Origin of the sequence: Adhaeribacter aquaticus DSM 16391 (assembly GCF_000473365.1) — a bacterium.
Lineage (GTDB): Bacteria > Bacteroidota > Bacteroidia > Cytophagales > Hymenobacteraceae > Adhaeribacter > Adhaeribacter aquaticus.
The window spans coordinates 114,663-136,871 of sequence record NZ_KI421517.1 but is presented as its reverse complement, the minus strand read 5'-3'; the positions used below and the strand labels follow the sequence as shown (position 1 = coordinate 136,871).

Annotated in this window: 17 protein-coding genes; 11 read left to right on the top strand and 6 right to left on the bottom strand. The window is 37.4% G+C overall.

What is annotated here, in order from left to right:
* Nucleotides 1–22 precede the first annotated feature (22 nt).
* From ADHAQ_RS0102415 to ADHAQ_RS0102405, 3 genes are all read right to left on the bottom strand, one after another.
* Nucleotides 23–607 carry a YbhB/YbcL family Raf kinase inhibitor-like protein gene (locus tag ADHAQ_RS0102415; RefSeq protein ID WP_026461569.1) on the bottom strand — a complete coding sequence of 195 codons (585 nt, stop codon included), beginning with the start codon at nucleotides 605–607 and terminating at the stop codon, nucleotides 23–25.
* Between the two features lie 243 nt (nucleotides 608–850).
* Nucleotides 851–1,159 (bottom strand): hypothetical protein, encoded by a 309-nt coding sequence (locus ADHAQ_RS0102410; RefSeq protein ID WP_026461568.1) that lies wholly within the window; start codon nucleotides 1,157–1,159, stop codon nucleotides 851–853.
* A gap of 86 nt (nucleotides 1,160–1,245) precedes the next feature.
* Nucleotides 1,246–2,292, bottom strand: coding sequence for an AI-2E family transporter (locus ADHAQ_RS0102405; protein WP_026461567.1), 1,047 nt, complete (start codon nucleotides 2,290–2,292; stop codon nucleotides 1,246–1,248).
* A 310-nt stretch (nucleotides 2,293–2,602) separates the two neighbouring features.
* Here ADHAQ_RS0102405 and ADHAQ_RS0102400 point away from each other — a divergent pair, with 310 nt between their 5' ends.
* The 4 genes from ADHAQ_RS0102400 to ADHAQ_RS0102380 all read left to right on the top strand — a co-directional run bounded on the left by ADHAQ_RS0102400 (nucleotide 2,603) and on the right by ADHAQ_RS0102380 (nucleotide 8,128).
* The gene (locus ADHAQ_RS0102400; protein ID WP_026461566.1) at nucleotides 2,603–3,625 is read left to right on the top strand and encodes a rod shape-determining protein; all 1,023 of its coding nucleotides are present in this window, start codon (nucleotides 2,603–2,605) and stop codon (nucleotides 3,623–3,625) included.
* 238 nt (nucleotides 3,626–3,863) lie between these two features.
* On the top strand, nucleotides 3,864–5,072 hold the full coding sequence (locus ADHAQ_RS0102395) for a Pycsar system effector family protein (RefSeq protein WP_026461565.1): 1,209 nt from the start codon (nucleotides 3,864–3,866) through the stop codon (nucleotides 5,070–5,072).
* 652 nt (nucleotides 5,073–5,724) lie between these two features.
* Nucleotides 5,725–6,303 carry a GDP-mannose pyrophosphatase NudK gene (gene nudK, locus ADHAQ_RS0102385; RefSeq protein WP_026461564.1) on the top strand — a complete coding sequence of 193 codons (579 nt, stop codon included), beginning with the start codon at nucleotides 5,725–5,727 and terminating at the stop codon, nucleotides 6,301–6,303.
* A gap of 415 nt (nucleotides 6,304–6,718) precedes the next feature.
* Nucleotides 6,719–8,128: a S8 family peptidase gene (locus tag ADHAQ_RS0102380; RefSeq protein WP_026461563.1), complete on the top strand. Its 1,410-nt coding sequence runs from the start codon at nucleotides 6,719–6,721 to the stop codon at nucleotides 8,126–8,128.
* Between the two features lie 108 nt (nucleotides 8,129–8,236).
* On the opposite strand, the gene ADHAQ_RS0102375 is transcribed toward ADHAQ_RS0102380, so the two are convergent.
* Nucleotides 8,237–8,857 (bottom strand): hypothetical protein, encoded by a 621-nt coding sequence (locus ADHAQ_RS0102375; protein ID WP_026461562.1) that lies wholly within the window; start codon nucleotides 8,855–8,857, stop codon nucleotides 8,237–8,239.
* A 424-nt stretch (nucleotides 8,858–9,281) separates the two neighbouring features.
* On the bottom strand, nucleotides 9,282–9,527 hold the full coding sequence (locus tag ADHAQ_RS0102370) for a hypothetical protein (protein ID WP_026461561.1): 246 nt from the start codon (nucleotides 9,525–9,527) through the stop codon (nucleotides 9,282–9,284).
* A gap of 823 nt (nucleotides 9,528–10,350) precedes the next feature.
* On the opposite strand from ADHAQ_RS0102370, the gene ADHAQ_RS0102365 reads away from it, so the two are divergent.
* On the top strand, nucleotides 10,351–11,625 hold the full coding sequence (locus ADHAQ_RS0102365; RefSeq protein ID WP_157433328.1) for a D-alanyl-D-alanine carboxypeptidase: 1,275 nt from the start codon (nucleotides 10,351–10,353) through the stop codon (nucleotides 11,623–11,625).
* Nucleotides 11,626–12,432: 807 nt separating this feature from the next.
* Here ADHAQ_RS0102365 and ADHAQ_RS0102355 read toward each other — a convergent pair.
* The gene (locus ADHAQ_RS0102355) at nucleotides 12,433–12,660 is read right to left on the bottom strand and encodes a hypothetical protein (RefSeq protein ID WP_026461559.1); all 228 of its coding nucleotides are present in this window, start codon (nucleotides 12,658–12,660) and stop codon (nucleotides 12,433–12,435) included.
* Between the two features lie 732 nt (nucleotides 12,661–13,392).
* On the opposite strand from ADHAQ_RS0102355, the gene ADHAQ_RS0102350 reads away from it, so the two are divergent.
* The 6 genes from ADHAQ_RS0102350 to ADHAQ_RS0102315 all read left to right on the top strand — a co-directional run bounded on the left by ADHAQ_RS0102350 (nucleotide 13,393) and on the right by ADHAQ_RS0102315 (nucleotide 22,081).
* Nucleotides 13,393–13,764 (top strand): hypothetical protein, encoded by a 372-nt coding sequence (locus ADHAQ_RS0102350; RefSeq protein WP_026461558.1) that lies wholly within the window; start codon nucleotides 13,393–13,395, stop codon nucleotides 13,762–13,764.
* Nucleotides 13,765–15,065: 1,301 nt separating this feature from the next.
* Nucleotides 15,066–15,260, top strand: coding sequence for a hypothetical protein (locus ADHAQ_RS0102335; protein ID WP_026461556.1), 195 nt, complete (start codon nucleotides 15,066–15,068; stop codon nucleotides 15,258–15,260).
* A 513-nt stretch (nucleotides 15,261–15,773) separates the two neighbouring features.
* Nucleotides 15,774–16,433, top strand: a complete 660-nt coding sequence (pgmB, locus tag ADHAQ_RS0102330) for a beta-phosphoglucomutase (protein WP_026461555.1) — start codon at nucleotides 15,774–15,776, stop codon at nucleotides 16,431–16,433.
* Between the two features lie 92 nt (nucleotides 16,434–16,525).
* The gene (locus tag ADHAQ_RS0102325; RefSeq protein ID WP_026461554.1) at nucleotides 16,526–18,835 is read left to right on the top strand and encodes a glycoside hydrolase family 65 protein; all 2,310 of its coding nucleotides are present in this window, start codon (nucleotides 16,526–16,528) and stop codon (nucleotides 18,833–18,835) included.
* Between the two features lie 76 nt (nucleotides 18,836–18,911).
* Nucleotides 18,912–20,651 (top strand): alpha-amylase family protein, encoded by a 1,740-nt coding sequence (locus ADHAQ_RS24295; protein WP_051359667.1) that lies wholly within the window; start codon nucleotides 18,912–18,914, stop codon nucleotides 20,649–20,651.
* A gap of 233 nt (nucleotides 20,652–20,884) precedes the next feature.
* The gene (locus ADHAQ_RS0102315; protein ID WP_026461553.1) at nucleotides 20,885–22,081 is read left to right on the top strand and encodes a multidrug effflux MFS transporter; all 1,197 of its coding nucleotides are present in this window, start codon (nucleotides 20,885–20,887) and stop codon (nucleotides 22,079–22,081) included.
* Nucleotides 22,082–22,209: the final 128 nt, after the last annotated feature.

The following is a 22,209-nucleotide window of genomic DNA, read 5'->3' as shown; positions in this document are numbered from 1 at the left end:
ATATTGGTTTAAAGTAATGAGTTTATTCAGGTCTTTTGAATAAGCCGGAATAAGCAGCTTTCCCTAAAACATGCCCCTGAATAGCCTGCATTACCTTGGTGCGGGTTTCAAATGCATCAGTGGTAGGAGGAAGGTTTACTTTAGTATCTAAGGCATAAATTTCAAAAATATAATGATGCAAAGGGCCATTTGCGGCGGCACCAGGCCCCCGGTAAACTAGACCGGTAGCGCTAATCTGGTAAGAACCATCTTTTAGTTGAGCTCCTTTGGGTACTCCTTCCGGCAAGCCAGTAGCAGTAGCCGGAATATTCCATACCAACCAATGTAATTGGTCGTCGGTAGTTTTGTTTCGGGTTACATCAACATCGTGCATGTGAAGTAAAAAGCTCTGGGTTCCGGCTGGCACATTGGTCCAGGTTAGAGCGGGCGAGGTACCTTCGCCGGGTGCTGCTCCCGGGGCCGCCTGGCTAAATTTTATCGGAATACGGCTTCCATCCGGAAAAGCAGTAGTAGATAAAGTCATGGGGGAAGGAGTGGCTGCAGTTTGTGCCTGACTAAAAGATACCGCACTTAGAAATAATGCAGAAAAAAGTAATATCCTCTTCATATTAAATAAGTTTTAAGGTGGATAACCTACAATACAAACAATTTAACTGATTGATGTAGTACTACAAACTTATTTAATAATATTAAATAATACTGATTAACCTTCCAAAATATAAAGTCGGACTGAAGTGAATTCAAAGTTGAAGGGGGAAGAATATTCTTTAAGTTTTAATCAAAAATTTAATTAAAGAACAATTTTAATTTTAACGTTTAAAATTGAATTCTTGATTATAGGTTTAACGATCTACATTACCTCAATTTCCCAGGAGCGAATTATAATTGTATCTTGTTTAAACTTCTTTTCCAGTTCTTCTTTAAATTTTTCCCACCAAACCCGGTCTAAATTTTCTGCCATTACTTCATAAATAATTATATCATCTTTCACTGTTTTGTTTTCATTTTCCTTCCATAAACCAGTAGCCGGTGTACGGGAATAGGTAGTAATACCACCAAACTTTTCAGTTAACTCTTCCCGGATTTCTATATAATGGTCCTTTGGGAATACCTCAAATTCATTGTTAAACAATGGGAGTAAAATTTGAACGAGCCTCACGTGGTTTTAGGTTGTAGTGTGGGTTTTACTTATTACTTTTACTTATTACTTAAATCAGTTGTTAGTCATAAAAAAATGGAGTTTGACTATTCTTCTTTACCAAGTATGTACCCATAGGGTTGCAGTGCAGGTATTTCATCAAAAATTACTTTTAGTATACCAAATAAGGGTACAAATAATATCATACCGGGTACTCCCCAAAGTAAATTGCCCAATAAAATAATCATTATAGTAGCCAACGGATTTAATTTTACCCGCGAACCCGTTATATAAGGAGTTAAAAAGTTCGCTTCTAATAATTGGGTAACCATAAAAAACAGCACCACTATTACCGGGTACCAAAAAGAGTCTTTTGTAAGAATGGCAAAGGCTATAGGAAAAGCAATGCCTAAAAAGGAGCCAAAATAGGGTACAACTCTTAGTAAGGCTGTAATTACGGCAAATAGCAGGGCATGCTCCAGTCCGATGGCCCAAAAACCCAAAGCATATATGATACCCAAAAGAGAGATTACCATAATTGTGCCTTTTAAATAATCGTGGGCAACTCGAGAGATGCGGGCCAGTAAAATTTTAGATTCTTTTTGATTATTAAAAAGTTTTAACCTGACAAAGAAGGTTTGTATTTTATGCTGATAAATAAGAAAGAAGAAAGTATAAGTAAGTACAATAAAAGTCTGTAATAATAAGAATAAACTTTGTACCGTTACATTTTTTAATACTTTATACATTGCTTTTACAATATCCGGTTTTTTCTCTTCTATAATATTGTCCTGTTCCTTTGTAGTGATATCAGTTGTTTGAGATAAAAGCCATTGCAACCGGTGCGTTTTCTCCTCAAGTTTTACTTCCAATTCCGGTAAGTCTTCTTGTAAAGCTGATATTTGGTAATTGATAATCACACCTAAAAAGCCGAGCGTAATCAGGAGCATACCTATGGCACAAAGGGCGGCAAAAGACTGAGATAAGCCCCGGCGGTGCAAAGTTAAAGTTATCGGGAAGAGCAGCATCGCAAAAAATGCCGCTATAGCTACTGGTACCAGAAATAATTTTCCCAGGAACATTAGCAACGATACCAGCGAAATGGCAATTAAAATTTTATTGAGGCGACCTATATTTATGCGTTCAGTATTCATCTTGAAAAATGACTAACGGAAAAAAAGAAAGCTATGTTTTTAGAGGCATTTAAAGTGGCGAAAGTATTGAAAGGGGGAGGAAAGGATGAATTTTGATTGTGTTGCTTAATAAGGAGTTACCTTTACTAAATATTTTTACTAGTAAAGTATAAACCAGTTTTTTGTAAAGTACTGAGGCAAGTATCATGAGGCCTGGAAAAGTAATTACAAAATAAAATTTGCAGGAGGCGCGTTATTTCTTTTAATTGTTTTTGATCTTAACAAACAATAAAGCCTACTTTTGCGGTCTGCAACGGAAAGAAAGGAGACTATGGGATTATTTAATTTTTTAACTCAGGATATAGCAATTGATTTAGGAACTGCTAATATCCTGATAATGCATAATAATGAGATTGTTCTAGACGAACCATCTATCATTGCTTTTAACCGAACTACAAATGAAGTTGTGGGAGTTGGTAATAAGGCTATGCAAATGGAAGGAAAAACCCATGAGAATATTCGGACTGTTAGACCATTAATGGATGGCGTTATTGCTGACTTTAACGCTGCGGAACATTTAATCAGAGGCCTTATTAAGATGCTGGACCTGCGGAGAAGTTGGCTTTCTCCTTCCTTGCGCATGGTAGTTTGTATTCCGGCGGGTATTACGGAGGTAGAAAAAAGGGCTATCCGGGATTCAGCTGAAACAGCTGGAGCTAAGGAAGTTTATTTAATTCAGGAACCCATGGCCGCTGCATTGGGCATTGGTATAAATGTAGAAGAGCCTACCGGCAACATGATTATTGATATTGGTGGCGGTACTACCGAAATAGCGGTTATTGCGCTAAGTGGTATTGTTTGCGACCAGTCTATAAAAGTGGCAGGCCAGGCTTTTGATGCTGAAATTGTACAGTATATGCGGCAGCAGCATAATTTAATGATTGGTGTACGGACGGCGGAACAAATAAAACTGGCAGTTGGGTCAGCATTAACCGATTTGGATAATCCACCTGAAGATTATCCTGTTCTGGGGCGGGATCTTATGAGTGGAGTTCCGAAACAAATAAAGGTTAGTTACTCAGAAATAGCCCATTGTTTAGATAAAATAGTGGCTAAAATGGAAGATGCCGTTATGAAAGCGCTGGAAATAACCCCCCCCGAACTTGCCGGCGATATTTACCAGAACGGTATTTACCTTACCGGTGGCGGTGCCTTACTACGTGGTTTAGATAAACGAATTGCCGCTAAATCTAAACTTCCGGTACATGTAGCCGAAGACTCATTAAGGGCTGTAGCCAGAGGTACCGGCATTGCCTTACAAAATATTGGCCGTTTTACTTTCCTGATGCGCTAATTCAGTTGTAATAAAATTCTTCGGTTCCTCTTTTAATTTAAAAGGCGAAAAAGCACCTAACTTAATTTTCGGCTATGGACGTATAAGGCCATAGCTGAAAAATTGTATCTGTCTGTTTAATATAAATTATGCGGCTGCGTCACCTGGTTTTCTTTAGTAGATAGATTTTATGAAACCAGCATGAATGTATATTTATAATTCGGACAGATAGAACATTACTTACTTCAAAAAACTACTAATGAGTACTGTTGGGTTGCTATATAAAACATCTGCCTATGTGAGGAAAATCTATGTGCAAAACCCACGGAAGGAGTTTACCTATCATAACCTGAAGCATACCGAAGAGGTTGTACGCATGGCTGATGTTATTGCAGGGCAGTTTAGTTTAACTGAAACAGATTATTTAGCTTTACTGATTGCGGCCTGGTTTCATGATGTAGGCTATTTGTTTACCTCCCACGATTTGCACGAAGAAAAAAGTGCAGAAATGGCAGCTTCCTTTTTAAGAGAAGAAAGCTCTTCGGAGAATTTTATAACGGAGGTGCAGAAAGCCATTATGGCGACCAAAATGCCCCAAAATCCGGTTTCCGAAATAGGTAAAATATTAGCCGATGCAGATGTTTTTCATTTTGGCACCAGCCATTTTCAGTTTACCGACCGGCAGGTTAAAGAAGAAACCGAGCTACGCATAAAACAGGAAATAACGAACGATGTGTGGTACAATATAGGGTTTAAGCTGTTAGAAAAGCACGAATTCCAGACCGAATATTGTAGAAAACTACTGGCAGAAGGTAAGAATGAAAACCTGCAAAGGTTAAAAGTATTAGCTTCTGAGGCCGAACAAGCAAAATCCATAGTTCCGGAAAAACCAAATGAAGCAGATAAACCTAAAATAAAGGACAAGGAAAATAAGGCTAAAAAGCCCGAACGAGGGGTTGAAACCATGTTTCGGATAACAGCTGCTAATCACATGCACCTAAGCGATATGGCTGATAATAAAGCGCATATTTTACTTACTATTAATTCGGTTATTGTTTCGGTTATTGTTTCTTTTCTTTTCCGGAAAATTTCCGATGAACCTCACTTTCTTATTCCAGCCATTCTTTTCCTGATTACTTCGTTGGTGACTTTAGTGGCAGCTATTCTGGTTACCATGCCTTCAGTTCAGGGAGGGACTATAACTTTAGAGGATATAAAAAGAAAAAAAGGAAACCTATTGTTCTTTGGTAATTTTTATAATATGCGTTTTGAAGATTATGAATTCGGTATTAATGTAATGATGGAGGATAAAGATTATTTGTACGGCAGCATGATTCGCGACAATTTTAACCTGGGACTTGTTTTAGAGAAGAAATATAAAAAGCTTCGTTTTGCTTATGCCTTCTTTATGTTTGGATTCGTTATATCGGTTATTTCATTTATGATAGCCGAGTTTTTTTCCTTCTGAAGAGCCTTCCTTGTATTTGCTTCGCAGAAAATAGCTAGTAAAAGTCCGAAGTTATTTCATCTCTCCCAATGTTCTGTTTTAGGTTTACATAGTAATACTAGAAAAGTGTACTTCACAAATACCCCGGAGTTTATTGAATATGGGTAAAGAAACTACCTTCTGGGCCTTCGGGGAAAAAAGGTATCTCTTAATAATACTCCTGCGATTACTGCAAAAGCAATCAGAATATAGTCAACCATTCCATGATCTAAAAACGGCAAAAAGATATTTGATATTTTACATTTGAACCTGTTTTTTCGGCTGCTCAACCACCTATTTGCGGTTACCGGACTTTTGATTTTTATCCTGCTTTTTACTAACCCAGGCCCTAAACCATAAGGCCAGCGTAATAACTGCTAACCAAATTAACCAATGATACCATTCCATAAAGTTTAATTACTTTATTTTAATAACGTCAAATTTAGGTAGTTGAAGTTTACAAGGGCATAGTTAATAATAAAAAATTTCTTCTATATTAAGCCACAAAGACTTGTGCTATAAATAAGTATTTAGAAAGTAAATAAATGGTTTTTTAGAGCCAAAGGTCAAAAAGTTATCAATAAATCTCCTTTATTTAGTTTCCGGAGAATGCAATCTAATTTTATTATTTTACATGGATAAAAGAGTAAACATTGTTAAAACAGAAGTACTTGCTGATGATTGGTATGTCCTGAAAAAGATAACATTTGATTATCTTAATAAAGATGGCACTTGGGAAAGGCAAAGCCGGGAAGCATATGATAGGGGTAATGGCGCCACCATTCTACTCTACAATCGGGAACAAAAGACAGTTGTACTTACCAGGCAGTTCAGAATGCCAACCTATGTAAACGGGAACGAATCGGGGATGCTAATTGAATCTTGTGGAGGTTTGCTGGATAAGGAACACGAAGAAGATTGCATCAGACGGGAAACAGAAGAGGAAACCGGGTATCAGGTAAAAGACGTTCAGAAAATTTTTGAGGCGTATATGTCGCCTGGTTCTGTAACCGAACTTGTTCACTTTTTTATAGCCGAATATTCTAAAACCATGCAGGTACATCAGGGAGGAGGATTAGCCGCAGAGCAGGAAAACATAGAGGTAGTGGAAATAGCCATAGATGAAGCCATGCAAATGATTACCACCGGGGAAATCAAAGATGGAAAAACCATTATGTTATTACAGTATATAAAACTGCATAATATTCTATAAAGTTGTAAAAGAGTATTAAGGTTGAATTTATGGCGGTTAAAAAGTAAAATCTGGTTTAATAGAAAAGCTTGGGATTAGACCTTAGTTGCTTAAAGGTTATAAATTATTTAGATAACGAAATAAATAAAATAGTAAATAACCAAATGGATGTTTGCAGGTGGAGGATTAGCTAAATGAATGCCTACCCAACCTTATTTTTGAACTTCTTTTGCTATTATTATATAATTGCTTGATTAAAAATTTTATTAATAAAATACAAGTTATTTTTATTTAGTATAATTCCTTTCTTTTAAATTAATAGCTACTTATTTTAGATTACATAAAACAAAATATTACCCTTTATTAATACAAGGTGCTTAGTTTTGTTTTGGTGAATTAGTAGACCAATTATATACACACTTTAAATTTTATACCTATGAGATGGAATAATACAAAAATGGCAGGAAGGTCTTTAGTAGCGTTGAGTTTGCTTTCAATCTTTGCTTTAGGAAGTTGTGAAACCTCGTTAGAAGGACCATCGGCTACTGCAGAAATCACTCAAACCGCAGATGCCGCAGGGGAAGCGGGTAAAGATTATGTGGCCAATGAGGTGCTGGTTAAATTTAAAGCTGGGGTTTCTGAAAATGCTAAAAATAATGTGCTGGCCCGAATAAGTGGAAGAGTAAATGAAAAGATTCTGACTAAAGCCATGGAACGAATTGGCGACAAGGAAGGCGTTTTAGTTTTAAAAACGCCACTGGCAGCTTTAGAAGCTATCGCTAAAGTAAAGGGAGCAGAGGAAGTGGAATTTGCAGAACCAAACTATATATATAATCATAGTACTGCTTCTACAGATACTTATTTTACAAATAGCTCGCTTTGGGGCATGTACGGTGATGCTTCTTCACCGGCTAATCAATTTGGTTCTCAGGCAGCTGAAGCATGGGCCAACGGAAATACAGGTTCTGCTTCTGTGGTAGTTGGTATTATTGATGAAGGGGTGCAGTTTAACCACCCGGACCTAAATGGGCAGGTATGGACTAACCCATATGATCCGGTGGATGGAAAAGACAATGATGGCAATGGGTATGTAGATGATGTTAACGGCTGGGATTTTGACGGGAATAACAACACCATATATGATGGTGGTAATAAAGGCTCTTTAGATGACCATGGAACCCACGTGGCCGGTACTATTGGAGCCAAAAGTAACGGTACTGGTGTTGTGGGAGTGAATTGGAACATAACCATGATTTCTTGTAAATTTTTAGGGCGAAGAGGTGGTACTACTGCCAATGCCATAAAAGCAATTGATTACCTGACAGACCTGAAAAACCGGCATGGATTAAATATTGTCGCCAGCAATAATTCTTGGGGTGGCGGAGGTTACTCACAGGCTCTTTATGATGCAATTGCCCGCGCTAAATCTAAAGAAATTTTATTTGTGGCGGCAGCCGGTAATGGTGGCAGTGATGGGGTAGGAGATGATAATGACGTTACGGCCAACTATCCAGCTAATTATAATTTAGCGAATGTTATTTCTGTGGCTTCTATTACTTCTGCCGGAAATAAATCATCCTTCTCTAACTTTGGTGCTACTACTGTGGATTTAGGAGCTCCGGGTTCCGGAATTTATTCCACTACAGCATTTAATTTGTATGAATCTTATAGTGGTACTTCCATGGCTACGCCGCACGTAACGGGAGGAGTGGCTCTTTATGCTGCAAAAAATCCAGGGGCATCTGCCGCGGCCATTAAAAATGCTATTCTAAGTACTACTATTCCAACAACTTCATTATCGGGTAAATGTGTTACCGGTGGTCGCTTAAATCTGAGCAACTTTTAAGGAAGAGTCCTGGAAACTTTAATTACCAGAAACAAGCAAGGCGGGAAAATTCTCCCGCCTTGCTTGTTTCCATTAGAGGTGCTTGGTAATATTCTGCTTTCAGATAAGCTATTTTGCTAATACTTGACTTTTTGCTCTAAATTGAATGGGAGTTGCTTCCCGGCCTCCTTCAAATAAAATGGCATCAGCAGCACGATTTTGAGCTCTTTTTACCATTTGTTGTACATCCTCCTCAATAGAATTGTTAATTACACCGCCGGTAACAATTGATTTAACTTTTATTCCGCCGGATTTACTGCCAAGAGATTCGTATTCTAACACAGGTTCGTTCATTACAAAAACAGGGTAACCATTTACTTTTGATACTTTAGCTAATCCTTTGGTTTCAGGAGTTGCTTTATCTTTAAACTGCACACCCACAATTCTTCTGCCTGTACTATAAATTACCGCATCCACTCGGCCATTTTCTTTGGTCACTTTTCTGATAAATTGCTCTACTCTATCTGATATTGTTTTATTTACTATACCTCCGGTTAAAAGAGATTCTGCTTTTAAGCCAGTTCCTGCATCTACCAGAACCTCATAGTCCCTCAGGGGTTCACATAAAATGTACGCTTCTACCCCGTTAATTCTCCTCACTTTCGCTAGATCTTTCTGGTCTTGAGATTGTGCTTCACTAAAATTAATGGTGGAGCAGATAAGGGCGGTGATTAGTAGAATTCTTTTCATACAGCAAAAGTTTTAGGTTAGTGAATAATACTTTATAAAATATATTGATAGAACATAGTTATATGCTAGGTTAAAGGTATAGTGCTAAAGATCAGGTGATTGTATATTGTTACTACTCCTCAAATTTTGTATTGTTTCATAATTTCAATATTTATTTTAATATTTTCAAGTTCATATATAAGGATAATTATATAAATACAGGTTAAAATGATGTAATTTTGCGAATAATATAAGGGTATACTAATTGAATTTTGAATAAATGGTAGGCCTTGAATGTCTAACTAGTTTATTTATTGTTTATAAGGGGAGTACTTATGAGTTAATTCGAAAGGAGGCAATTAGGTTTAATTTATTATAGGGGCGAGATTCCTGCCGGAAGTAGCTAATAAGCCGGATAATATAATGGGTAAAAAAGAAGAATGGTCTAATTTAAATCGTCTAAGCTTATCAGTTCTAAGTATGGTTCTAAACAATTTATGCTTTTAAAACCCTTTACATAAATAATATTGTTCATAGCAGGATTGTACCAAACCTCCGCAAAAAACTTGCCCATATTATAAAGCAAAACACTGGCATCATCTGTGCACCTGACACAAAGCATAGATCCGCTGTCCCAAACAATTTCAGCCCGTTTAGGAACAGAATTACGATTAAATTCAGAAAGCTCCATAATGATCTTATACGGTTAAATTAATATAAGCTTTAAAATTTAAATCTCAAATAAGACAACCAGAAAATAAGTTAATCTTTTAGCTGTGTTATTGGGTATGATTTCCAATGGCTTAAAACTTAAAGTTACTAACACATTAAACGTAACCTATTTGTTTCTGGTGCAGATTACAACTTTATAAATACTATATACGGTACCATTTATATAATACCTGATTTAACTTAATAAGTTACTCTTTTACCGTTTAATATATACCAGTTATTGCATTTTTAGCTATGCTTCTATTTTTTTTAAAATTTATTGTAATCTATAAAAGTTGTTTTTATTTAAATAAGTAAAACCTTAAGTTTAATTTATGCTCTCAAATTTCAATATTGTGCTGGTTTATTATTAATAATGGTATATTAGTTAAGGTAAATGTTTCACCTGTATTAGGAAGGTAAACGAAAAAAGTAAATACGCCCTATATAAATGTAGGAGTTGCAATGGGTCTATATAGAAAAGATGAGTTTAACTAGTGTTAATATTTTATTTTTTCTGGTTTGCCCCTGGAGATTGCATTAGGTAAATAGGTAGTAAAAGGCTAGTGGCCAGGAGTGAATTATCCAGTAACTATTGGGTACAATAATTCACGGTGTAACTTGCTCCTGCCTTGCAAAAGAGCAGGCATCAGATTTGGTTTAAACAGAAAGTATTAAAAAAGTTTAAAGGAGAAAATAATTAGTAAGTGGAAGTAACCAATACCTTTCTTTATACCCTGGCCACTAGGTATATTTATTATATTTTGTTGGTTAGTTTAGGAATTCTTTCAGCTTGTAGTAATGTGCAAAAAGTAGTTTCTAGCAAATCGGAACCACCCTCTTTTGGGCCGCAGGCAATCAAACTGCGCATTCTGGATTCAGAAACTAAATACCAGCGGTTTATAGGCTTTGCTCTATACGATCAGCAACTCGACTCCATGGTAGTAGCCCATAACGCTGATAAATATTTTGTGCCAGCCTCTAACACCAAACTATTTACCTTTTATGCCAGCCTCAAGATGCTAGGTGATTCTATTCCGGCTCTTAAATATTTTGTAACTGGCGATTCTTTATTATTCTGGGGCACCGGCGATCCATCCTTTTTGCATATGGATCTTAAGAATGTTACTGCTTATGAGTTCTTAAAGAATAGAAAAGAGAAACTTTATTATATAACCGCACCTTTTGCCAGTACTGCATTTGCACCTAATTGGAGTTGGGACGACTACAATTACTATTACCAGCCGGAACGAAGTATATTTCCCATTTATGGTAATGTAGTAAAGTTTACCAACAAAGCTAAACCATATTCGATTACCCCAACAACCTTCAAAAGTAATGTCAGCGTAGTAGCAGGTCAGCAAACTAGTCAAACCGCTATTTTACGGGATTGGCGGACTAATAATTTCACTTATTTCCCAAAATCTGCTGCCCCTGATTTTTCTATGGAAGTACCTTTTATTACTTCTGCTGAACTTACAGTAAAACTTTTGGCAGATACCCTAAAGCGACCGGTAAAATTGGTAAAAAGAACAGTTCCTAAAGGAGGGAAAGTACTTTTGGGTTTACCGGCCGATTCAGTTTATAAGCGCATGTTGCAGGTAAGTGACAACTTATTTGCGGAGCAGTTAATGGTCTTAAGTTCGGGAACTAAATCAGACACGCTTTCGGTAGAAAAAGGCATTCAGTTTGCCTTAAAAACTTATTTAGCTGATTTACCTGATGCTCCTGTTTGGGTAGATGGCTCTGGGCTATCTACCATAAATTTATGTACTCCCCGTACCATCATAGCCTTGTTGCAGAAGCTGCAAAATGAACGTTCCCATAACCGGCTGCTTCCTCTGTTGGCTACCGGTGGTCGGCCTGGTACCTTCCGGAATATTTATAAAGCTCCGGTTCCCTTTGTTTTTGGTAAATCCGGAACCTTGGCTCATGTGCATAACCACAGTGGCTACCTGCTTACTAAGAGCGGCAAAACTTTACTCTTTAGTTTTATGAATAATAATTATAAAGTGGCTTCCTCGGTTATCAGGGATGAAATGGAACGGATAATAACTGAAATACATGAGAAGTATTAACAGGAAATTTCTTAGCTTTTGAAAGAGGCTTCCAGTTACCTGGGGGTGCGTTTTTAAGAGGAATTTGGAAAACTGGTTTGTGCTTATTTTGGATGGTAGTCTGCACGGTCAAGGTTACGGTTCTAAGCTTTTGTTAAAGTTTAAAGAACAGGAAACAAAATTTAGCGGTTGGGTAATTAATCATGGTTGTTACTTAAAACAAAACCAGGAGTATTATAGATCACCATTAAAATTTTACCTGAAAAATGATTTCGTGGTACAGCCAAATAGTAAGTTAGCGTCAGAAACTATAGCTGCGAATAAATTAGAATGGATTTGAAAATAAAATAAGTTTACTACGATCGCCAGGCTCAAATTCCGCAAGATTTGTTATGGGGAACCACCATATTAGCGACATTATGATTAGTTTATTTAGTAATTGATTTGCGTTTTTCCCTTGGACGAACTTAGCTGTTCTTTTTACAATTGATAAACAGGTACAGTTGGGTTTAAGCTAAAGAAATTTTTCATAGTCCATTTAAAATATAAAGTATCTGAAGCATATGCCTGATGAGCAACCAGGAAGTAATCTCTTAATATAAGGCCAAACGAACTATTTAATAGCTGTGCCGCCCAACATTTGGGGCGATACTAAGCTAGTTAGGTGCCTGCTGCCCAAAGCCGTGACCCAATTACTTCCTCAATGTTTTCTAACTTAAATGACCAAAAAGGATTATATAGTTTCCTTTTACTGTAGATATTTCCTCAGGAGAATTTTCCGCTAAGGCAGGCTCATTTGGTTTATTTCTGTTTATGCAGTCGAAATGGTTAAGCAGCAGTGGCTTCCATGCTTCTGATTTTACTTTTAAATACTGAACCTAAAATAGTTTTAGCATAGTTTTTTAGTTGTGGGTACAAAAAGCCGGAAGGTTGTGCATATGCTTTAATATCTGAATTAACTTCGTTTTTGAAAGATTCAAATTCAGCTTGTCCTTCTCCCCAGGTGGTAGCGCCATCGCAAAATTCCCATAAAGTAGCGTAGTCGGTGTTATTCATGTTGTTTTTTTGTTTTAACTAAATGGTTTCTAAAAATTAATCAAGCTGCTTTTTTTGTTCTTCTTTAAAAATGCAACGTTTATAAATTGTTTTGTTAAGCTTTAAAATATTAAAAAACAAAGCTTATGTAATATAATAAAATTGCATTTTATTATTAATTTTTTAAATTTTTATAGGTGCTTGTAAAAATGTTTAATGCCTAAAAAACACAAAAATTAAATAATTCAGATTGTTGCAGTATTGTACTCTTGTGCCCTGTAATAATCTTAATGCAAATATATTTAATGGTTATTTATAAAAAAATATAATATTTAAAGAAGTTATTAGAATGTTTGTTGAAAATAGTGCAATTTAGTTTTGATTGTTGTGGGTGTAGTAAAGTATGAAAATGGAGATATAATAAGTTTGTTTATAAATATGAATTTTCTTAGATGCTGTAACCTTTCTTGAAACATATAGGTGCTGCGATTGAAAAGGATTATTCTCTCAAAAGAATCTATCAAAAGTGTTAAGTTTTATTCCTTCTATAGTACCTAATAAGATTTTGAACCCATTAAGATAAAATTGCCCATTATTAGAGTTATCTATAAAGAGGTTTAATCTAATGCTTTTGAAATTTAGGTTTATCGCCTGTTGGAGGTAGTTTGTCTGGTTAAGGCATAGGTTAAACGAAATATAGTAACGGGCTATATTAGGTAGCGTATCTTTGGGTATACTTAAAACAACCAGGATATGAAAAGCAGCATTATCACATTAGCCTTAACCCTAGTAGTAACCGTAACAGGATTTGCCCATAGCTTAACCGGTCAGCATCAGTTACAGGTTTCTATCGAGCAGGCTGCCCGTGTGCAGGTTCGGCAGATGCAGGAATCTATCCGGTTCAATGAGTTTGAGTATATCCAGATCAAGAAATTAACAGGCGCTTATTTAGCGGCCGTACAACAAGTAAAACAAACTACAGCAGCAGATCAGCCGGAAAGACTAGCTCAGCTAGAAGCTGCTTATAAAACTGCTATAGCAGGAATGCTGACAGAGGTACAAAAGCAGGCTTTTACTACTTATGCTGCTGCCCATTCGCTCCAGAGCCTGTTAGCTGCTAAGTAGTAGTTTGCTTAATCAGGTTCAATATACTGCCGCAATGGTTAGTAGGAAGTAATTAATCTCAGCTTCGTGTATTCCCAGGCTTAATTAAAATGTTTATTCGGGATAAGTATAAAAGTGCAAATGCCGGTATATATTTCCAAATTTATTGAGCAGGTAATTTAGTTGCCATTTTTACTTTTTAAAAATATTAAATATATATAAACCAGCAGGTTTTAAGTTTTAAATGACTATATAGGTAACCCTTTTAAATTTTTTTAGTTAATACTATAGTATTAGTAAATAAAGTTTAAAAAATATCCAGTTATGATGGGTTTTCCTATATTTGATGTTGTTGTTTTTGTTGCCCTTATTAGTTGTTTTAGTTTTATTTTAGTTATTTTTTTAAAAAGTTTGAAAGAAGCCAATGAGCGAAAGCTGCTAATGCGGGGAGGAAAACGAAAAGGAATTAAAAATTACCATTAATAAAAAGCTCTCATTTGGGAGCTTTTTTCTTTTTATCAGGAAAGCTAATTGTATATATAAGTAATTATTAAAGTTATTTGGTGTTGCTATTTTATGAAATATAGACGCTAATGGAGTTTTTGCCACAACCAAGTCTAATTAAATTCTCCCTAACCATTGGCTGTTGAGAAAACCCCGCAAGGGTAGGAGTATCATCTAACCTGTAAAATGTCATACAATTTGGTTAATATGCTCTTCATTATTTGCTGTAAAGGATAAAATAATAAGTTTGGGTTTCGTTTAATATCCCATTATTCTTAGCCTGAGTTAAGTAGAGGCTTTGAGTATATAAAAGGCTGGAAGCGAGATATATTAAATTTTATTTTATCCCTTTTCTTTAAAGGTGTTTTAACCGGTTAAAATCTAAATCCTAATAAAAATCTATTTCATTTCTACTCACCATAGTGCCCTTCCTAAAAAGAGGAAATTGAAATATTATTTGTCTGGTAAAATTGCTGCACAAGAAAATAAGTTTTTTCAACTACGTTTTCTAAAACAATAGGCGGTTTAGCTATAAATTTATGTTTAGGAAAGTCTGTTAATGTTCTTCCTAAATAATATTTCTGCCTTCTGGGGTAATAACGGGATGTCATCTCCAAATTTATTGACAGTATGTACTAGAATTATATGTTAAATGAAATAACCTGTTGATTATCTATTCGTTAATTAATACTTAAAAGATGTTTCTTTTGTATTCTTAAGAGTGGTTTAAACCTGAGGGTTCAATTACTTCACATTTTGAAAAGGATTTTTTCATAAATGTAAAATATTTTATAACTTTCGTTTTAATAAATTATTGTATGAAAACACAAGAAACAGATTGGCTATTTATATTTTTTGTTTTAGTAACATTAGCCGCCCTTCTTTTTGCTGTTGCTAAAATTGTAGATTCTCTTTTGTACGAAAGAAAACTTCGGAAAAGAAGAATGGGACAAAACGATATTGAAATCAGATCCCAAGCTTCAAAAGTAAAATGGATGAATGCTAAATCCTGATCATTTCAGGAATTATATTCTCTGCATTAAAAAAAGATAAAATAATCTTAGATAACTCTCCAAGATAAGGAGAGCTTGGGTGTAAAGCCGTGACCAGGTAAAATAATGAAAGCCTTGCCAGGCTAATATTACCAAGCAATATACCCACCTTTATACATTTCCTGTTCTGCCCTTATATTCCCTTAGTGCATTTCTGATAAATTATAATCTACTTATCCCATTTAATAAATTATTAGCTGCTTATTTACATTTATATAGCAAAGGCAAATAACTTAGTTGTTTAAAAAAGGTATATCACCATAATACTTAGTTTTTATTTTTTTATTTAGCTCCTATTCCTGCCAAAACATTAAAGAATAATATTTAAATAAGGGAAAGAGGTATTTATTTTTTCTTGTTATTCTCTCAGTTTTTTAAGTCTTTTCAAAAGTATAAGGTGGAAATAAAAAACAAGAAAAAGCATTTTTGTGGCCTAAACCCTGGTTTGATTCCTTTTAATAATATTCAATATATATGACGAAATTACAAGCCTGTCTTTTTGATTTGGATGGGGTGATTGTGGATACCGCTGTTTACCATTATAAAGCTTGGAAAAGACTAGCAAATGAATTAAGATTTGATTTCTCTGAACAGCAGAACGAGCAGTTAAAAGGCATAAGCCGTATGGATTCCCTGGAACTGATTTTAGGCTGGGGTGGAGTTACAATATCCGAAGCAGAAAAGTTGGATTTAGCAACCCGGAAAAATAATTGGTACGTGGAAATGATTACCCAAATGAAGCCAGAAGAAATTTTGCCGGGTGTCCGAGAATTTCTTACGATACTCAAAGGAGCCGGCTATAAAACAGCCTTAGGTTCAGCAAGTAAAAATTCCGGAATAATTTTGGAAAAAGTAGGTTTAGCTGACCTGTTTGATGCTGTAATAGATGGGAATTCGGTTACTGCTTCCAAACCAGATCCGGAGGTTTTTTTAAAGGGTGCTGAAGCTTTAGGTGTTGCACCAGAAGCATGTGTAGTGTTTGAAGATGCTATTGCAGGCGTGGAGGCCGCAAAAGCTGGCAGAATGAAAGTGGTGGGAATTGGGGTGCCAGAGGTTTTGAAAGAGGCCGATATAGTGATTCCTGGCTTACACGTTATGAGCCTGGAAAAATTAGCGGCACTTAATCGCAGCTAACTTATCTTTATCATATTATTAACTGTTTCGGATAATAAAAAAGCACGGCAGCTGGCCGGAAAAAGGAAGCCAGTTTTAAGTAAGTACACTTTATGAAAGATTATATCAAAATAGACGAGTGGAATATCATTGAAGAAGGCTTTGATCCGCACCTGAATAAGATTTCCGAAAGCATATTTAGCTTAGGCAATGGCCGCATGGGGCAACGCGCTAATTTTGAGGAAACTTATTCCGGCGAAAGTTTACTTGGGAATTACGTAGCCGGTGTTTATTACCCCGATAAAACCCGGGTAGGCTGGTGGAAAAATGGCTATCCGGAATATTTTGCTAAAGTTTTAAATGCTGCCAACTGGATAGGAATTACTATTAAGTTGGGGGAGGAGGTGCTGGATTTAAACCATTGCACGGTAACTGATTTCCGGCGCGTGCTGAATATGCAGGAAGGTTATTTGTTGCGCACATTTACGGCTACCCTTAGAAGTGGTAAGCAGGTTAAGGTAGTAGCCCAGCGTTTCTGCAGCATTGTGGATGATGAAGCAGGTGCTATCCGGTATAGTATTACCCCACTAAATTTTGAGGGTGAGGTTACCATTACTCCTTTTATTGATGGCGATATCAAGAACCAGGACGCCAATTACGACGAGAAATTCTGGGACGAGGTGCAGCAGGAGGTTAACCTGGATTCCGCTTATTTAATCATGCGCACCAAGAAAACAGCTTTTGAAGTGTGTACGGGTATGCAGTTTCAAATTGTACAGGGTGGTCAGGTTTTACCGGTTGCTTCCCGGTCGGTGCAGCGGGAAAAATTGGTGGCCTGTGAAATAAAAGTACCGGTTGCGGCAAACCAGGAAACAATAATTTACAAATACGCCGCTAATGTATCTTCTGAAAATTACCCTAAAGACGAATTATTGGCGGCCTGCCAGAAATTAATGGCCCTTGTAACAGCCAAAGGCTTTAAGCAAATGTTGCAGGAACAGGCGCAAGCCTGGGCCAATAAATGGCTGGAAAGCGATATAATAATTTCAGGCGATGCCGCAGCGCAGCAGGGTATCAGGTTTAACATTTTCCAGTTAAACCAGACTTACACCGGAGAAGATGCCCGCTTAAACATCGGACCTAAAGGTTTCACCGGCGAGAAGTATGGTGGATCAACTTATTGGGATACCGAAGCGTATTGTGTGCCTTTTTATTTGGCCACTGCCGATCCGCAGGTAACCCGAAACTTATTGATATACCGGTACAAGCATTTACAAAAAGCTATTGAAAACGCTGAAAAACTTGGGTTTAGTAATGGGGCAGCGCTTTATCCTATGGTAACCATGAATGGGGAAGAATGCCACAACGAATGGGAAATTACCTTCGAAGAAATTCATAGAAATGCAGCTATTGCTTTTGCTATTTATAATTATGTTCGCTACACCGGCGATACCAATTACCTGAACGATTACGGACTGGAAGTACTGTTGGGTATTGCCCGGTTTTGGGCCCAGCGGGTAAACTGGAGTGAAGCCAAAAAACAATATGTAATGCTAGGTGTTACCGGACCTAATGAGTACGAGAATAACGTGAACAATAACTGGTATACCAGCAGTATGGCCATTTGGTGCCTGGAATATGCTTTAGAAGTAGTTGCCTATGTAAAAAGCCATGCTCCGGATGCTTATGCAGCTTTAGTAAGTAAAGCCCGTTTTAAGGAAGAGGAAGAAACGGATCAGTGGCAACATATTTTGGAAAACATGTACTTGCCGGAGGATACTGAAAAAGGTATTTTCTTGCAACAAGATGGTTACCTCGATAAAGAACAATTACTGGTAAAAGATCTACGGCCGGAAGATAGACCTTTAAACCAGAAGTGGAGCTGGGATCGTATTTTGCGTTCACCGTTCATCAAACAAGCTGATGTATTACAAGGCTTATACTTTCTGGAAGATCGCTTTGATCTGGAAACTATCCGCCGCAATTTCGATTACTACGAACCCCGTACTGTCCATGAAAGTTCTTTATCGCCGTGTGTGCACGCCATTCTGGCTGCCAAATTAGGCGATGGAGAAAGAGCTTACCAGTTTTACCTGCGCACCGCCCGTCTGGACTTGGATGATTACAATAACGATACTGAAGATGGCTGCCATATAACTTCTATGGCTGGTACCTGGATGAGTGTGGTGGAAGGATTTGGCGGTATGCGGGTAAAACAGGATACATTAAGTTTTAGTCCGTTTTTGCCGGCTAAATGGGAGTCCTTCTCGTTTAAAATCAATTTTAGGGCAAGGTTGCTAAAAGTTAAGGTGAGCAGAAAAGGAATACAGATAATTAATCAAAGTCCCAAAGCCGTAACCGTTTTGGTATACGATAAACCCTATCACATAGAAGGGCAAGGCGAAATAACGGTCACATCTTAAAAAAAGGTTATACCACCGCTTCGCTCTAATCAACCGTACAAAGTACTTTTAATCTAATACAACTAAGATACATACGATGCTAAATCCGGCCAATACCACCGAGGAAGAAATAATTGATAATAAAATTATTATTTACCAGATGATGGTGCGACTGTTTGGAAATAAAAATACCACCAATAAAACGCACGGTACGCTGGAGGAAAACGGGGTAGGCAAATTTGATGACATAACCGATCTGGCTTTACAGGAATTAAAAAAACTGGGTGCTTCGCACATATGGTATACTGGCATTCTGGAACACGCCACCATGACCGATTACTCTTCATATGGCATTTCAATGGACGATCCGGATGTGGTAAAAGGACGGGCTGGCTCACCGTATGCCGTTAAAGATTATTATGATATTGATCCGGATTTGGCCGTAAATGTTCCCAACCGGATGCAGGAATTCCAGAATTTGGTTTCCCGGACGCATCAAAACGGGTTGAAAGTAATTATTGATTTTGTACCCAACCATGTGGCCCGCACCTATATCTCGGATGCAAAACCGGCAGGAGTAAAAGATTTTGGCGAAGAAGATGATGTAACCAAAGCCTTTAGTCCGCAGAACGATTTTTATTACATACCCGGAGTTCCTTTTAAAGTGCCTTACGGTACCAATGCCGGTGGCCCTGCCTGGCAGCACCCACTAAAGGATTATCATTTCCACGAATTTCCTGCCAAGGCCACGGGTAATAATGTATTTTCTGCCACGCCAGGCCTGGACGATTGGTACGAAACTATAAAACTGAACTATGGCGTAGACTACCAGAATAATTACCAAACCTATTTTGATCCGGTGCCACCAGTGTGGTTAAAGATGCGCGATATCTTGGTTTTTTGGGCCCAAAAAGACATAGACGGTTTCCGGTGCGACATGGCCGAAATGGTACCGGTAGAGTTTTGGAGCTGGGTTATCCCGGAAGTAAAGAAAGTAAATCCTGAGATTATTTTTATCGCCGAATCCTACAACCCTCAGGAATATACCCGATACTTTACAACTGGTAAATTTGATTTTCTCTACGACAAAGTAGGCTTGTATGATGTCCTGAAACCGTTGATAAAAGACGAATACCACGGTAATACAGAAAGGATCCGGTACGTCTGGAGCCAGGAAAGCCAGGGTTTTTCTTCCCGCATGGTCAGGTTTCTGGAGAACCACGACGAAGAACGGGTTGCTTCAGAAGGCTTTGCCCGGGATCCCTGGTATGCCATACCGGCTATGGTGGTCTCAGCTACGTTATCTTCTGGTCCGGTTATGATTTACTTTGGTCAGGAAGTAGGAGAGCCTGCAAAAGGAGAAGAAGGTTTTGGCGGGGAAGACAACCGCACTACTATTTTTGATTATTGGGGCGTGCCTGAGCACCAGAAATGGATGAACAATGGCTTGTTTGACGGCGGCGGTTTAAGCGAGGATCAGAAAAAGCTTCGGCTATTCTACCAGATTCTTCTAAACTTTTGTGCCTGTAATCAGGCCATTCGTTCAGGAAAGTTTTATGAACTGCCAAATCTGCCTGGGTTTAACCACAAGCAGTATGCCTTTCTCCGCTTTACCAATACAGAAAGAGTGCTGGTGGTAGCTAACTTCGACCGTTACCAAACCCTGGAAACCTGGATTTATCTGCCCCAGGATGTAAAAGAAGCCTTGGCATTAGGAGAAGAACAACCACTATTTTTTGACAATGTCTTAACTGGAGAATCAGGGGAGGCGCAAAACCTGGACCAGGGTATACCGGTAAAAGTAGCGCCATCAAAGGCTTGTATTTTAACTTTTTAATTCAGAAGATTCTGCATGTTGATTGCTTTCTAGGTGAAACATGCTGGTAAAGCTTACCTCTTGGTTATGTCGGTCCTGAACCAGCGCTTAAAGGTTAGCTATGCCTAATTTATTTTGCAACAGAAAAAATAGGTTGTTTAGGACTAAAGCCTAAGCAACCTATTTAGTTTTTATTTATCCAGATTTCAGATTGTTTAACTTAAGGAAGGACCTATTTAAGTACCTATTTTAGCTTGATAAACAACCAAACTGCACAACCTGATACGGGCAAATTTACCCTCCTAATCATTCTTACCTTAGGTGTCCTGACGGCAATAGGCTCTATCTCCATTGATATTTACCTCCCGGCGTTTCCGGCATTAGCTAATTATTTTGGGGTGCCTATTGTCAGCATCGAAAACACCGTTACCGCATTTTTGTTTGGAATGGGACTTGGTCAACTATTTATCGGGCCCTTATCCGATGTATGGGGAAGAATGCGTCCTTTGAAAATAGGTTTAATAATCTATATTATTTGTGCTGGCTGTAGCATAGTTACCAATAATTTTGAATTGTTTTTACTAGTCCGATTTATCCAGGGGCTGGCCGGGAGTTCCTGTCAGGTTATATCGCGGGCTTTGGTAAATGACCTGTACGGAGATAAAAAGGCCGCTCATGTTTTTACCTGGCTTCAGATTATTATGGGTGTTTCGCCCATTCTGGCACCTATTATAGGTGGGTACTTCTCAGATGAGAGTACCTGGAAATACCTTTTTTTAATCATGGCCTTGATTTCGGGAATTGGCCTTATTAGCTGTTTAACCATTATGCCAACAGGCAAAGCACCGGTTAAAAACCTAAGTGTTAATTTTTCGGATATTCGATCTGGCTATCAAGAGGCTATAAAAAATAAAGCCTTTGTTAATTATGCTTTGGTTCGGGCTATCAGCAATAGCGCTGCCTTTTGTTTTGTTACGGCGTCTCCATTTGTATTTACCCAATTGTTTGCCATAGATAAAAAGCGTTTTAGTTTTATATTTTCTGGTTTCGCTGTGGGTATTATAATTGCTGGTTTTGCTAATGCTGTGCTACTTAAATACTTTCAGGTAAAAATAATAACAAAGGGAGCTGTTTTGGTGCAAATAGTAGCCGGATTAGTGGGGGTACTTATTTTATATTTTAAGGGGCCTGTAATTCTGCTGCTGGGTGTGTTATTTCTTTTTTTAAGCATGCTGGGGCTAATTTTACCCAATGCTACTGCCCTTTATCTGGTTGCTGTTCCGCTTTATAATGGATCTGCCTCTGCACTTATTGGCTCCATGAGTTATTTATCAGCCTTTATTTTTACTTCTTTATTAAGTTTGTTACATAACAATACAGCTTACCCCATGATGCTGATGATGTGGGGTTGTACCCTGGCAGCCTATTGTTGTTTAATTTATAGAAACTAACCTTCTTCTAAGTTTATTAAAGAAGTTACTAATACCAGAATAAAAGGCCGTATTTAAAATAAAGCTGGTACTAATGCCACAGCATTATTTATAAGTATGTAAAACTGATTATCACTTTTATAATTACA